Annotated in this window: 14 protein-coding genes; 11 read left to right on the top strand and 3 right to left on the bottom strand. The window is 63.4% G+C overall.

Annotation, left to right across the window (positions count from 1 at the left end; all coding sequences use genetic code 11):
• Positions 1 to 115: 115 nt before the first annotated feature.
• The gene (locus tag JMN22_RS21655; RefSeq protein WP_198796872.1) at positions 116 to 613 is read right to left on the bottom strand and encodes a hypothetical protein; all 498 of its coding nucleotides are present in this window, start codon (positions 611 to 613) and stop codon (positions 116 to 118) included.
• 409 nt (positions 614 to 1,022) lie between these two features.
• Between JMN22_RS21655 and mdcA the strand changes: the two genes are divergently transcribed.
• The 9 genes from mdcA to madM all read left to right on the top strand — a co-directional run bounded on the left by mdcA (position 1,023) and on the right by madM (position 8,275).
• Complete coding sequence (gene mdcA / locus JMN22_RS21650; RefSeq protein WP_198796871.1) at positions 1,023 to 2,693, top strand: malonate decarboxylase subunit alpha; 1,671 nt, start codon at positions 1,023 to 1,025, stop codon at positions 2,691 to 2,693.
• The gene (locus JMN22_RS21645; RefSeq protein ID WP_030137892.1) at positions 2,694 to 3,569 is read left to right on the top strand and encodes a triphosphoribosyl-dephospho-CoA synthase; all 876 of its coding nucleotides are present in this window, start codon (positions 2,694 to 2,696) and stop codon (positions 3,567 to 3,569) included. It begins immediately after the preceding gene.
• Positions 3,569 to 3,868, top strand: a complete 300-nt coding sequence (locus JMN22_RS21640) for a malonate decarboxylase subunit delta (RefSeq protein WP_198796870.1) — start codon at positions 3,569 to 3,571, stop codon at positions 3,866 to 3,868. Before JMN22_RS21645 ends, JMN22_RS21640 begins: the two co-directional genes overlap by 1 nt.
• The gene (locus JMN22_RS21635; protein ID WP_198796869.1) at positions 3,861 to 4,712 is read left to right on the top strand and encodes a biotin-independent malonate decarboxylase subunit beta; all 852 of its coding nucleotides are present in this window, start codon (positions 3,861 to 3,863) and stop codon (positions 4,710 to 4,712) included. Before JMN22_RS21640 ends, JMN22_RS21635 begins: the two co-directional genes overlap by 8 nt.
• Complete coding sequence (mdcE, locus tag JMN22_RS21630; RefSeq protein ID WP_198796868.1) at positions 4,709 to 5,512, top strand: biotin-independent malonate decarboxylase subunit gamma; 804 nt, start codon at positions 4,709 to 4,711, stop codon at positions 5,510 to 5,512. The genes JMN22_RS21635 and mdcE overlap by 4 nt, the downstream gene beginning before the upstream one ends.
• Positions 5,506 to 6,129 (top strand): malonate decarboxylase holo-ACP synthase, encoded by a 624-nt coding sequence (locus tag JMN22_RS21625; protein WP_198796867.1) that lies wholly within the window; start codon positions 5,506 to 5,508, stop codon positions 6,127 to 6,129. Before mdcE ends, JMN22_RS21625 begins: the two co-directional genes overlap by 7 nt.
• A complete protein-coding gene (gene mdcH / locus JMN22_RS21620) occupies positions 6,126 to 7,046 on the top strand; it encodes a malonate decarboxylase subunit epsilon (protein WP_198796866.1) in 921 nt (306 codons plus the stop codon). Before JMN22_RS21625 ends, mdcH begins: the two co-directional genes overlap by 4 nt.
• A 66-nt stretch (positions 7,047 to 7,112) precedes the next feature.
• Complete coding sequence (madL, locus tag JMN22_RS21615) at positions 7,113 to 7,505, top strand: malonate transporter subunit MadL (RefSeq protein ID WP_030137886.1); 393 nt, start codon at positions 7,113 to 7,115, stop codon at positions 7,503 to 7,505.
• Positions 7,506 to 7,510: 5 nt separating this feature from the next.
• Entirely contained in the window at positions 7,511 to 8,275 is a 765-nt protein-coding gene (gene madM, locus JMN22_RS21610; RefSeq protein ID WP_030137885.1) for a malonate transporter subunit MadM, read from the top strand.
• 111 nt (positions 8,276 to 8,386) lie between these two features.
• Here madM and JMN22_RS21605 read toward each other — a convergent pair whose 3' ends face one another.
• Positions 8,387 to 9,301, bottom strand: a complete 915-nt coding sequence (locus JMN22_RS21605) for a LysR family transcriptional regulator (protein WP_198796865.1) — start codon at positions 9,299 to 9,301, stop codon at positions 8,387 to 8,389.
• A gap of 291 nt (positions 9,302 to 9,592) precedes the next feature.
• Here JMN22_RS21605 and trhA point away from each other — a divergent pair, with 291 nt between their 5' ends.
• Positions 9,593 to 10,210 carry a PAQR family membrane homeostasis protein TrhA gene (trhA, locus tag JMN22_RS21600; RefSeq protein ID WP_030137883.1) on the top strand — a complete coding sequence of 206 codons (618 nt, stop codon included), beginning with the start codon at positions 9,593 to 9,595 and terminating at the stop codon, positions 10,208 to 10,210.
• On the opposite strand, the gene JMN22_RS21595 is transcribed toward trhA, so the two are convergent.
• Positions 10,198 to 11,121, bottom strand: coding sequence for a LysR family transcriptional regulator (locus JMN22_RS21595; protein WP_198796864.1), 924 nt, complete (start codon positions 11,119 to 11,121; stop codon positions 10,198 to 10,200). The two genes, trhA and JMN22_RS21595, sit on opposite strands and share 13 nt — an antisense overlap.
• A 105-nt stretch (positions 11,122 to 11,226) precedes the next feature.
• Between JMN22_RS21595 and JMN22_RS21590 the strand changes: the two genes are divergently transcribed.
• On the top strand, positions 11,227 to 12,468 hold the full coding sequence (locus JMN22_RS21590; protein WP_198796863.1) for a D-amino acid dehydrogenase: 1,242 nt from the start codon (positions 11,227 to 11,229) through the stop codon (positions 12,466 to 12,468).
• The last annotated feature ends 6 nt before the right edge of the window (positions 12,469 to 12,474 follow it).

Raw genomic sequence — 12,474 nt, 5'->3', positions numbered from 1 at the left:
CCCGCTCCCACAAGGTAATTATTCAACTTGATATATCGGGTTACCAAAAACCGCGACGGGGGAACGGGTCCCCCTGGGTAAAAACCTGCAAAGCCAGGCGACCTTTCGTGATTGTCTATTTATCGGGAACCCGCTCGACCTTGATGTCATCGATGTCCAGCTTACGGGACACACCAGACTCCCCGAAATCCGTACCGATCACGACATGGGCCCCGGTACCAGAGTAGGAAACCGCAATTAGATCACTCGGGAGCCACGTACCGGTTGGCGTGCTCGGATATATCCAAAAAGCGGAAAAGCCCAGCGATACGTTTGCAGTAACTATGACTCTGATCGTTTCTGCTTCCCCCGCCTCCGGTGGGTGAACGCGGTATCTGAAGGATGTGAGAAGAAAACCTTTGTCTTGCTTTGGTTCTGGAAAGGTAAACATCTTGGCGAGAGATGGCTGAAACGTTGATGGGGGTCTGTATTCCAGCTTGCCGGACCAGAAGGTATTCTTCTTGCCGCCTGGGTCTTGTTCCGACTTGAGCGTCCCATCCAGGGAGCCAATATCATTTTCCCAGCCGTTGCGTTTTCCATCTTCAAAGTCGTGCCCGTATTCGTTGTCGTTCATGGTGTTTCTCTCCAGTCAGCGCTTTTTTGACCTTGCCGAAGAAACCGGACATTAAAGATCGCGGCGCAGCCTATTCGGCGCTGTAACTGGCAGGTTGGCTACTGTCAGGACTGACAGTTTGAAGCCTCAATTCGACCAGCGGTTGTTTATGAAAGGCGTTGGTTTGAGGCTGCTTCGCTAATTCGCTGTAATCACATGGACTCCTGTGGTGCGAGCCTGCTCGTGATGGTGGCAGAACAGTCAGCATGCTTGACCCATCGTCATCGCGAGTAAGCTCGCTTCCACAAGAATTTGTACCCGCTCAGGAATTCGTTACTCCCACCGTAACGATCCGCCGTCGAGCTTGATTGATGCCCGCGCCACAACACTCCTAATGTGACCTCCACGACAGCGAACCCGTGGAGTGGTCATGACAACAACAATATCCCCCGACTCGCGATGGACGCGGCGGCGCAGCGAAAAGCAGCGGCGCCTGGCGTTGGTCAAGGGCCTTGCCGATGGCGTGGTGTTGCCCACCGATAAAATCGTTGCGGCGCTGGAGGCCTTGATCCTGCCCGGCGACCGCGTGGTGTTGGAGGGCAATAACCAGAAGCAGGCGGATTTCCTTTCCCGCTCCCTCGCCAAGGCCGATCCGTCAAAGCTGCACGATCTGCACATGATCATGCCCAGTGTCGGTCGTTCCGAGCACCTGGACCTGTTTGAACGCGGCATCGCCCGCAAGCTCGATTTCTCCTTCGCCGGTACCCAGAGCCTGCGCATCAGCCAATTGCTGGAAGACGGCTTGCTGGAAATCGGCGCGATCCACACCTACATCGAGCTCTATGCGCGGCTGGTGGTGGACCTGATTCCCAACGTCGTGCTCTCGGCCGGTTTCATGGCCGACCGCGCCGGCAATATCTACACCGGCCCGAGTACCGAGGACACGCCCGCGCTGATCGAGCCGGCGGCCTTCAGCGATGGCATCGTCATCGTCCAGGTCAACCAATTGGTGGACGACGTCAGCGAGCTGCCGCGTGTGGATATCCCGGCGTCCTGGGTGGATTTCGTGGTGGTGGCCGACAAGCCGTTCTACATCGAGCCGCTGTTCACCCGCGACCCGCGTCATATCAAGCCTGTACACGTGCTGATGGCGATGATGGCGATCCGCGGGATCTACGAAAAACACAACGTCCAGTCCCTCAACCACGGTATTGGTTTCAATACCGCCGCCATCGAGTTGATCCTGCCGACCTACGGCGAATCCCTCGGCCTGAAAGGCAAGATTTGCCGCAACTGGACGCTCAATCCGCATCCGACGCTGATTCCGGCCATCGAAAGCGGCTGGGTCGAAAGTGTGCATTGCTTCGGCACCGAATTGGGCATGGAAAACTACATCGCCGCCCGGCCCGACGTATTCTTCACCGGCCATGACGGCTCGCTGCGCTCCAACCGCATGGTCTGCCAACTGGCCGGGCAGTACGCGGTGGACCTGTTCATCGGCGCCACCCTGCAAGTGGACGGCGACGGTCATTCCTCCACCGTGACCCGGGGCCGCTTGGCCGGCTTCGGCGGGGCGCCGAACATGGGCCATGATCCGCGCGGTCGTCGTCACGGCACGCCGGCCTGGCTCGATATGCGTCACGGTGACGGTGAAGCGCCGTTGCTCGAACGCGGCAAGAAGCTGGTGGTGCAGATGGTCGAGACGTTCCAGGAGGGCGGCAAGCCGACCTTCGTCGACACCCTCGACGCGGTGGACGTGGCGAAGAAAGCCGGCATGCCGTTGGCGCCGATCATGATCTACGGCGACGACGTTACCCACCTGCTGACCGAGGAAGGCATCGCCTACCTGTACAAGGCCCGCTCTCTCGAAGAGCGCCAGGCAATGATCGCCGCCGTGGCCGGAGTGACGGCCATCGGCTTGCGCCATGATCCGAAAGACACCGCGCGCATGCGCCGCGAAGGGCTGATCGCCTTGCCCGAAGACCTCGGAATCCGCCGCACCGACGCCACCCGCGAATTGCTCGCGGCCAAGAGCGTGGCCGACCTGGTGGAGTGGTCCGGTGGCCTCTACAACCCGCCCGCCAAGTTCAGGAGCTGGTAAATGCGCGCCTTAAATCTGCAACCCAAGCCAATCTCCCTGGCTGAACGTCTGGCCGACCTCGCGGTGGACGCGTTGATCGACGAGGCCGACCTCTCGCCGAAACCGGCGCTGGTGGACCGTCGCGGCAGCGGTGCCCACACCGATTTGCACCTGGGCCTGATGCACGCTTCGGCGTTGTCATTGTGGCCGGCTTTCAAGGAAATGGCCGAGGCCGCCCTCGACTGCGGCGAGATCGGCCTGCCACTGCGCGAAGCCCTCGGCCGGATCGGCCGGGAAGGTGAAGCCGCGATGCTGGTGACCACGGGCGGCGTGAATACCCACCGTGGCGCAATCTGGGCCTTGGGCCTGCTCGTAGCGGCGGCGGCGCTGGAAGCTGAATCCAGTGTTGCCAGTGCCGTCACTTTACGTGCCGCACGCCTGGCCTTGCTCAATGACCGTTATGCACCGCAACCCCTCAGCCATGGCGCCCAGGTCGCCCAACGCTACGGCGTGCGCGGTGCCCGGGAGGAAGCGCAACTGGCATTCCCGGCGGTGACCGGCCTGGGCCTGCCGCAACTCAAGCGCAGTCGCGCGGCGGGTGCGGGCGAACAGAACGCCCGGCTCGATGCTTTGCTGGCAATCATGACCACCCTGGCCGACACCTGCGTGCTCTACCGCGCTGGCGAAGCCGGTTTGCAGGCCATGCAGCACGGCGCCAAAGCGGTGCTCGATGCCGGTGGCAGTGCGAGCCTGGGCGGTCGTCGCCAACTTCATGCGCTGGACCAACAACTGATTGCCTTGAACGCCTCGCCCGGCGGTGCTGCCGACTTGCTCGCCGCCTGCCTGTTTCTCGACCGTATCGAACGCGGCGATGGCCTCTTCCCAGGAGCTTGCTGATGGAAATCTTATCCTTTGAATTCCCCGCCGGGCAGCCGCCACGGGGCCGGGCGCTGGTGGGTTGCGTCGGTTCGGGCGACCTGGAAGTGCTGATCGAACCGGGACTGGCGGGCAAATTGACCATCCACGTGCAGACCTCGGTCAACGGCAGCGAGCAACGCTGGCAGCATTTGTTCACCCGCATGTTCGACGGCCAGACGCCGCCGGCAATGAGCATCGACATCCATGATTTCGGCGCCACCCCCGGCGTGGTGCGTCTGCGCCTGGAGCAAGGTTTCGAGGAGATCGGCCATGACTAACAGCGCAGCGTTGCTCAACAAGCACAGCTTCGTCGAACTCGGTGCCCGGCAACGGGCCAGGGCCTTGCTCGACAAGGGAACGTTCCGTGAACTGCTCGATCCGTTCCAGCGCGTCATGTCGCCGTGGCTGCTACGCCAGGGCGTGGTGCCGCAGAGCGACGACGGCGTAGTGATCGCCAAGGGCAACCTCGACGGTCTGCCGGTTGTCGTGGCTGCCATCGAAGGCGCGTTCCAGGGTGGCAGCCTCGGTGAAGTCGGCGGGGCAAAAATCGCCGGGGCGCTGGAGCTGGCTGCTGAAGACAACCGCAACGGTATTCCGACCCGCGCCGTGTTGCTGCTGGAAACCGGCGGCGTACGGTTGCAGGAAGCCAACCTCGGGCTCGCGGCGATTGCCGAGATTCACTCGGCAATCGTCGACCTGCGCCAGTACCAGCCAGTGGTGGGCGTGGTCGCCGGCAGCGTCGGCTGTTTTGGCGGCATGTCGATCGCAGCCGGGTTGTGCAGTTACTTGTTGGTGACCCAGGAAGCACGGCTGGGCCTGAACGGCCCTCAGGTGATCGAGCAGGAAGCCGGCCTCGAAGAATACGACTCCCGCGATCGCCCGTTCATCTGGAGCCTGACCGGCGGCGAACAGCGTTACGCCACTGGATTGGTGGACCGATACGCTGCCGACGACGTCGCGCAGATTCGCCAGCAGGTCAAAGAACTATTGCACTTGGGTGTGCCCGACAAACATCGCAGCGGTCAGGCCGAACTGTTCCTGCAACGCCTGGCCCGCTTGGACACCGAAGTGCAAATCGAACCGGCAGCGGTTCGCCAGCTGTATCAGGGAGAACGTCCATGACTTCGTATTCATTGAGAGGCCTGCGCTGGTTCGAGGCCCTGAGCGGTGGTACCGAGGCGTTGGCCGGCCTGCCGGCTTCGCTGAAAGTCGCCGATGTCCAACTGGGCGAACAAACTGCGCGCCTGTTCGCCGTGGTGGCCGATCCCGCCAACCGTTTTCCTCGAGCACGCAACGGCGAAGTCGGCTTGCTCGAAGGCTGGGGCCTCGCCAAGGCGGTGGACGATGCCATTGAAGCCGACCGCAATGCGCCGCGCAAACGTGCGCTGGTCGCCATAGTCGACGTGCCCAGCCAGGCTTACGGCCGTCGCGAAGAAGCCCTCGGCATTCACCAGGCGCTGGCCGGCGCGGCGGACAGTTATGCCCGCGCCCGATTGGCCGGGCATCCGGTGATTGGCTTGCTGGTGGGCAAGGCGATGTCCGGTGCGTTCCTCGCCCACGGCTACCAGGCCAACCGGTTGATCGCCCTGCGCGACCCGGGCGTGATGGTTCATGCCATGGGCAAGGCCTCGGCGGCGCGAGTGACCCTGCGCAGTGTCGAAGAACTCGAAGCCCTGGCCGCCAGCGTGCCGCCGATGGCCTATGACATCGACAGCTACGCCAGCCTGGGGCTGCTCTGGGAAACCCTGTCGGTGGAACAGATCGAGCAGCCGACGGCGGCGGATCTGGGCCGGGTGATTGATTGCCTGCAACAAGCGATCAATGACCTGGCTGGTGCACCTCGGGATTTGACCAATCGCCTGGGCTCGACCCATCGCGCCGCTTCGAGCACCGTTCGCCAATTGCTGAGGGCGCAGTGGTGAGCACGTTCCTGGCCCATGACCTGCTCTGGGGGATGACTGCCTCGCAGTTGCCTGCGGATGCGCCGGGCTGGGCCGTCGAGTCGCTGGACCTCGGGCAACCGGTGGTGGTGCGCCGTGCGCTTTCCTCGCCTGGGCATGTCGCGGTGGGCGTGCGCGGTCGCTCCCGCGAACAGCGTTACGCCACGTCGATGCCGTTGGTTGCGGTGCAGCGCCGGGTGCGCCCGGAAGAGCTTTGCCGTGTCGAATCCCGTCGTGACCTGCCGGCACTGATCGCCCTGGCGCAGCTCCGGCCATTGCTCGACGCCAGTGGCTGGACCTGGGGTGTGGGCGGCAGCGCTGGGTTCGAGCTTGCCACGGGGGTCGAGGCGCTGCATGAAAGCAGCGACCTGGATTTGATCCTGCGCACGCCGCGGCGTCTGGGTCGTCTCCAGGCCAAGGAAGTGCTGGCGCTGCTGGATGCCTCGGTCTGCGCCGTGGACATGCAGTTGCAAACGCCTTGCGGCGCCGTGGCCCTGCGCGAGTGGGCGGGTTCATCGCGGCGGGTCTTGCTCAAGGATGATACCCAGGCGCGCCTGGTGAATGACCCTTGGCAATCTTCGCTGGAGCAGGTCGCGTGAGCAGCCTCTTCGTCTTCCCCGGCCAGGGTGCGCAGCGCGTGGGCATGCTCCATGGCTTGGCGCCGCTGATTCTCGACGAGGCGGGGGATGTGCTGGATGAAGACGTCTTGCGATTGGACAGTGCCGAGGCCTTGCAATCGACGCGCGCCGTGCAGCTGTGCCTGCTGATCGCCGGCGTGGCGGCGGCTCGTCGACTGCTGGAGCAGGCCCTCGCGCCGGATTACGTCGCGGGACTGTCCATCGGCGCGTATCCGGCGGCGGTCGTGGCCGGTGCGCTGGATTTTGCCGATGCGCTGCGATTGGTCAGCTTGCGTGGCGAACTGATGCAGCAGGCCTACCCGCAAGGCTACGGCATGACGGCGATGATCGGCCTGGACCTCGCCGCCGTGGAAACCTTGCTGGCGCAGGTGCACAGTGAAACAACGCCGGTTTACCTGGCCAATATCAACGCCGACAACCAGGTGGTCATTGCCGGCAGCGACGAAGCCATGGGCCTCGTCGCCGAGAAGGCCCGGCGGCAAGGCGCTGGCAAGGCCTGCCGACTGGCGGTGAGCGTGCCATCCCATTGCCCGTTGCTGGAGGCTCCGGCGCGGACGTTGGCCCAGGCATTCGCCGATGTGCCGTTGAAGGCACCAGCGCTGGGCTATCTCAGCGGCAGCCGCGCTCGTCCGGTGATCAAGGCCGATGCGTTGCGCGACGATCTCGCGTTCAACATGTGCCGGGTCGTCGATTGGCGCGGCACGGTGCAGAGCGCCTACGAGCGTGGCGTGCGCCTGCAAATCGAATTGCCGCCCGGCGCAGTGCTGACCGGGCTGGCGCGCCGGGTGTTCGAGCAAGGTACCGTCATGGCGTTCGACGGCGCGCGGCTCGACACGCTGCAAGCGCTGCTGCATGAGGAGGGACTCCGCCAACCCTAGACACCGACTCAAGCTGGCGAAGCACAAAAACAACAACTTCGACGATGCATTTTGAGGACTACGACAATGATTATCTACGGTGTGGCGTTTCTGGCCTTTTGTACCCTGGCGGGTATTTTCATCGGTGAGCTGCTGGGCAAGCTGATTGGCGTGCCGGCCAACGTCGGTGGCGTCGGCATTGCGATGCTGCTGTTGATCGGCCTGGGCAGTTACCTGAGCAAGCGCGGCCTGTTCAAGGGCAAGTCCGAAGCCGGCGTGGAATTCTGGAGCGCCATCTATATCCCGATCGTGGTGGCGATGGCGGCGCAGCAAAACGTTTATGGCGCGTTGAAGGGCGGGCCGATGGCGATCCTGGCCGGAACCCTGGCGGTAGTGATTGCCTTTGCGTTGGTGCCGGTGCTGGTGCGCATCGGCAACAAGGACCCTCAATCCAACGTGTCCGTGAAAACGGTAGGGTGACCGCCATGTACGAATCCATGATGAAAGTCATCACCGGCTACGGCCTGATCAGCGGTTTCGCCATTGTCGGCATCACGATGTGGGTGTCCTACTGGATCAGCAATACGTTCACCAAAGGTCGCTTGCACGGTTCGGCCATCGCCATCCTGCTGGGGCTGGTGCTCTCATACATCGGCGGGGCCATGACGGGCGGGCAGAAGGGCGTGGTGGACATTCCGTTGCTGTCCGGGATTGGTCTGCTGGGCGGTGCGATGCTGCGGGACTTCGCCATCGTCGCCACGGCGTTCGGCGTCAGTATCGAAGAACTCAAGCGCGCCGGTTTCGTTGGCGTGCTGGCCTTGTTCGTCGGGGTCGGGACTTCGTTTATTGCCGGTGTCGGCGTGGCGATGGCCTTCGGTTATACCGATTCGGTGAGCCTGACCACCATCGGCGCCGGGGCGGTGACCTATATCGTCGGGCCGGTGACCGGGGCAGCGATTGGCGCCAGTTCCGAGGTGATGGCGCTGTCCATTGCCGCCGGGCTGATCAAGGCGATCCTGGTGATGGTGGCGACGCCGTTCGTGGCGCCGTTCATCGGCCTCAACAACCCGCGTAGTGCGGTGATCTTCGGCGGGTTGATGGGCACGTCCAGCGGCGTGGCCGGTGGCTTGGCGGCGACCGATCCGAAGCTGGTGCCCTATGGCTGCCTGACGGCTGCGTTCTATACGGCGCTTGGGTGCTTGTTGGGGCCTTCGTTGTTGTTTTTGATCATGCGGGGGTTGATGGGGTAGGGCTTGAATCCTTATTGAAAGGAGAGTCGCCATCGCGAGCAAGCTCGCTCCCACAGTTGACCGCGTGTCCCTGTGGGAGCGAGCTTGCTCGCGATTGGGGACAACTAGGTTTCAAACCTGGCGATTGGCATACATCCGGCACTCCGCCAACAGCGCCAGCAGGTTCGGGTCGCGTTCCTTGGCCTTGAGGAACACCACACCGATGTGCTGCTGCAACCGGTACTTTTCCTGCAACGGGATCAGTTTCACCCGGTTTTCGTAGACCGCCGCGATCCTGCCCGGCAGCAGGGCATAACCCACCCCGGAGCTGACCATGCTCAGCAGGGTAAAGATATCGTTGACTTGCATCGCCACCTTCGGCTCGAACCCCGCCTGCTTGAACACCCGATTGCTGTCCTGGTGCGTGGCGAAGCCCTGGGTCAGGGTGATGAAGGTTTCGTCGCGCACTTCGGCCAGGTCGACTTCGCTGCGCTGGGCGAAGGGTGAGTCGGCCGGCGTGGCAAGGAAGATGTCATCGGAAAACAGCTGGATCTGTTCGCAGTCCGGGTCGTTGACGCTGTCGTCCAGCGACACCAGGATCGCATCGACTTCCATGTTCTTGAGCTTGTACAGGAGGTCGATGTTCGAACCCATGATCAGGTCGATATTGAGTTCGCTGCGGCGGATCTTCAGGCCCATGATCAGCTGCGGCACGGTCTTGACCGTCAGCGAGTACAGCGAGCCAAGCTTGAAGCGCTCGGCGGAAAAACCCGCCGCCTCGCGGGTCAGGCGCACGCTTTCGATCACGTCCTGGATCAGTTTCTGCGCTCGCTCTTCCAATACATAGGCGCTTTCCAAGGGCGTGAGGTTGCGGCCCTCGTGCTTGAATAACGGGCAACGCAAGGCGCTCTCCAGCGAATGAATGGCCCGGTGCACGCTGACGTTGCTGGTCTGCAACTCGGCCGCCGCCCGCGCGAGGTTGCCGGTGCGCATGAAAGCCAGGAACACCTCGAGTTTCTTCAGGGTCAATTCTTCGTCGATCAGCATGGGGGGGGCGGACTCTTATTCGTATGGGCTGATTGTGCCCCAATCGACTCTTTTTGGAGGGTTAATCTGTGGCGAGGGGATTTATCCCCGCTGGGCCGCGCAGCGGCCCCAATACATCTGAATGCCACCGGCCTGACACACCGGGGTGACAGGATTTGGGGCCGCTTCGCAGCCCAGCGGGGATAAATCCCCTCGCCACAAAGATGTCTTCAGGTTTGAGAACAAGGCATTGCACTTTGCCCCGCCAAGCCTGAGCCTTGGCGCCAGTTTCGGAATATGGAGTGGGATTGGATGTATCACGGGGAACGACTCAACGCCTGGACGCACCTGGTGGGGGCGGTCGCGGCGTTTATTGGCGCGGTGTGGTTGCTGGTGATTGCCGGGATGGCGGGCGATCCGTGGAAGATCGTCAGCGTGGCGATCTACGGGTTCACCTTGCTGGTGCTGTACAGCGCCTCGACGGTGTACCACAGCGTGCGTGGGCGCAAGAAAGCGATCATGCAAAAGGTCGATCATTTTTCGATCTATCTGCTGATCGCCGGCAGCTACACGCCGTTCTGCCTGGTGACGCTGCGCGGGCCGTGGGGCTGGACCTTGTTCGGGATCGTCTGGGGGCTGGCCGTGATCGGCATCCTCCAGGAAATCAAGCCACGCTCCGAAGCACGGATCCTGTCGATCGTCATTTATGCGGTGATGGGCTGGATCGTCCTGGTGGCGGTCAAGCCGTTGCTGGCGGCGCTGGGCAGCGCCGGGTTCGCCTGGCTGGCTTCGGGCGGCGTGCTTTACACGGTGGGCATCATTTTTTTCGCCCTCGACCAGCGCCTGCGCCATGCCCATGGCATCTGGCACCTGTTCGTCATCGCTGGCAGCCTGCTGCATTTCGTGGCGATCCTGTTCTACGTGCTCTGAGCACTCGCAAACAGACGATCCAGTTGCGCCTTGGCCTGGCTGGCGAAGATCTCCAACAGGGCGCCCATCGTATGGACCGGGGCCTCGTTGGCCCGGGTCACCGCGTAGAGGGAAATGGGCAGCGGCGGCGACAAGGGCCGGATGGCCGTGCAGGAGCGCGAAGCGCCTAAAGCCGTGAACGGGTCGATCACCGCCAGCCCGGCGCCGGATTCGACCATGGCCCGGGCCAGTGAATAGGTCTGTACGGAAATGCTGACGCGTGGCGGTGGTTCCACCGACTTGAGGTAGCCGTCCAGCCTGGCTGACAGCGGGTCGGTGCTGGACAAGCCGATCAACGGCGCGCCGGCCAGGGCCTGCAACGGCATGGGCGTGCCGATCGCCGCCTCGGGCCAATGGCCGCTGGGGGCCAGGGCAACCAACACCCCGCTGGCCAGGGGCTGGGCCTTGAGGCCGGGGTGATCGGGCGGTTGCAGGGTCAGGGCGACGTCGATTTCGCGCATCAGCAGGTTCTGCGTCAGTTCGCGGCTGTGGGCGCTGGATAACTCGCAGATGATGTCTGGGTAACGTTGGGTCCATTGATGAATCGCCGTCGGCAGCAATGACAGCGCCAAGGCCGGCGTGGCGCCGATCCGCAGGCTGTGCCCCGGCTCGCGGCGCAGGCTCTGGGCCAGGCGCCGCACGCCTTGCAGGCTTTCGCTGACCTTGTCTACTTCGCGCTCCAGCTCCAGCGCTTCGGGCGTGGCCTGCAACTTGCCGCGCACCCGCAGGAACAGCGCAAAGCCCAACTGCTGCTCGGCATGCTGCAACACCTTGGTCACCGCCGGCTGGGAGACATGCAACAACTGCGCGGCGCCGCTGATGGAGCCGGTCTGGCGGATGGCCTGGAAAATCTCGATATGACGAAGGCGCATGGCGAGTCCATAACCTTTGTTTATAGGAGACCCATCTTTATTCATTGTTCGAGCGCTGTCATCCGATCCTAACCTTGGGCCATTCGAAACAGGTGCGAGACGGACATGGCTCAGCGGGTTTGCATCATCGGTGGCGGCGTGATCGGGCTGGCGACGGCCTATGCACTGGTTCGCGAAGGCGTCGACGTCACGCTTGTCGAAGCTCGGGACGCGTTGGGCAGCGAAACCAGCTTCGCCAATGGCGGGCAGTTGTCCTATCGCTACGTCACGCCGCTGGCGGATGCCGGGGTGCCGTGGCAAGCCCTGGGCTGGATGTTGCGCGCGGATTCGCCGCTGAAGTTGCGCCCGCGCCTCGACCCGGGCCAATGGCGCTGGATGGCGGCATTCATCGGGGCGTGCCGGACCTCGGTCAACCGCCGCAACGGTGAGCACCTGTTGCGCCTGGCGTTGCTGAGCCAGGCGACATTGCAGAGTTGGCGCGAAGAGGATCGCCTCGACGGCTTCGACTGGCGGCGCAACGGCAAGTTGGTGACGTTTCGAAATGCCGGCCATTTCGAGCACGCCCGCCGGCGCCTGTCTGACCTTGATCATCAACAAGTACTGGGCCCCGAGGAGTGCGCGAGCCTGGAGCCGGCACTGGCTGACGTGCCGTTCGTGGGCGGGATCTATACGCCGGACGAGGAGGCCGCCGATTGCCATGCGTTCTGCCTGCAATTGGCGGCGCGGCTCCGGGCTTCGGGGCGCTGCGAGTTTTTGCTAGGGCGTGCGGTGACCGCTCTCCATCATGCCAATGGCACGGTGCAGGCAATCGACCTGGGCAGACATCGCCTGGACGTAGACGCCTTGGTGATCGCCGCGGGTCATCGCAGCGCAGCGCTCGCATTACCCGGGCTGCGATTGTCGCTGTATCCCCTCAAGGGCTACAGCCTGACGGTACCGATCGAGGCGCGGCACCGGGCGCCGGAGCTGAGCATCACCGACTATGACCGCAAGGTGGTCTACGCTCGCATCGGTGAACAATTGAGGGTGGCGGCGATGGTCGACATTGTCGGTTTCGACCCGGCACCGGACCCCAGGCGCCTGGCCCTTATCCGGCGCCAGGCGATGGACACCTTGCCGCTGGCCGGGAATTACGAACGCGCTATCGAGTGGGCGGGCATGCGTCCGGCCACGCCCAGCGGCGTCCCCCTGATTGGTGCCACCGGCTACCGCAACCTGTGGCTCAACCTGGGCCATGGTGCCTTGGGCTTTACCCTGGCCTGCGGCAGCGGCCGCTTGCTCAGTGAGCTGATCCGCCAACGTACACCTTCCATCGACATGCGAGGCCTCACGCCCCGCGCCGCCTGACCCACC

This window comes from Pseudomonas sp. HB05, from assembly GCF_016756915.1.
Taxonomy (GTDB): domain Bacteria; phylum Pseudomonadota; class Gammaproteobacteria; order Pseudomonadales; family Pseudomonadaceae; genus Aquipseudomonas; species Aquipseudomonas alvandae.
Note: the sequence above shows the minus strand (reverse complement) of the source record. Positions and strands in the feature narration are given on the sequence as shown.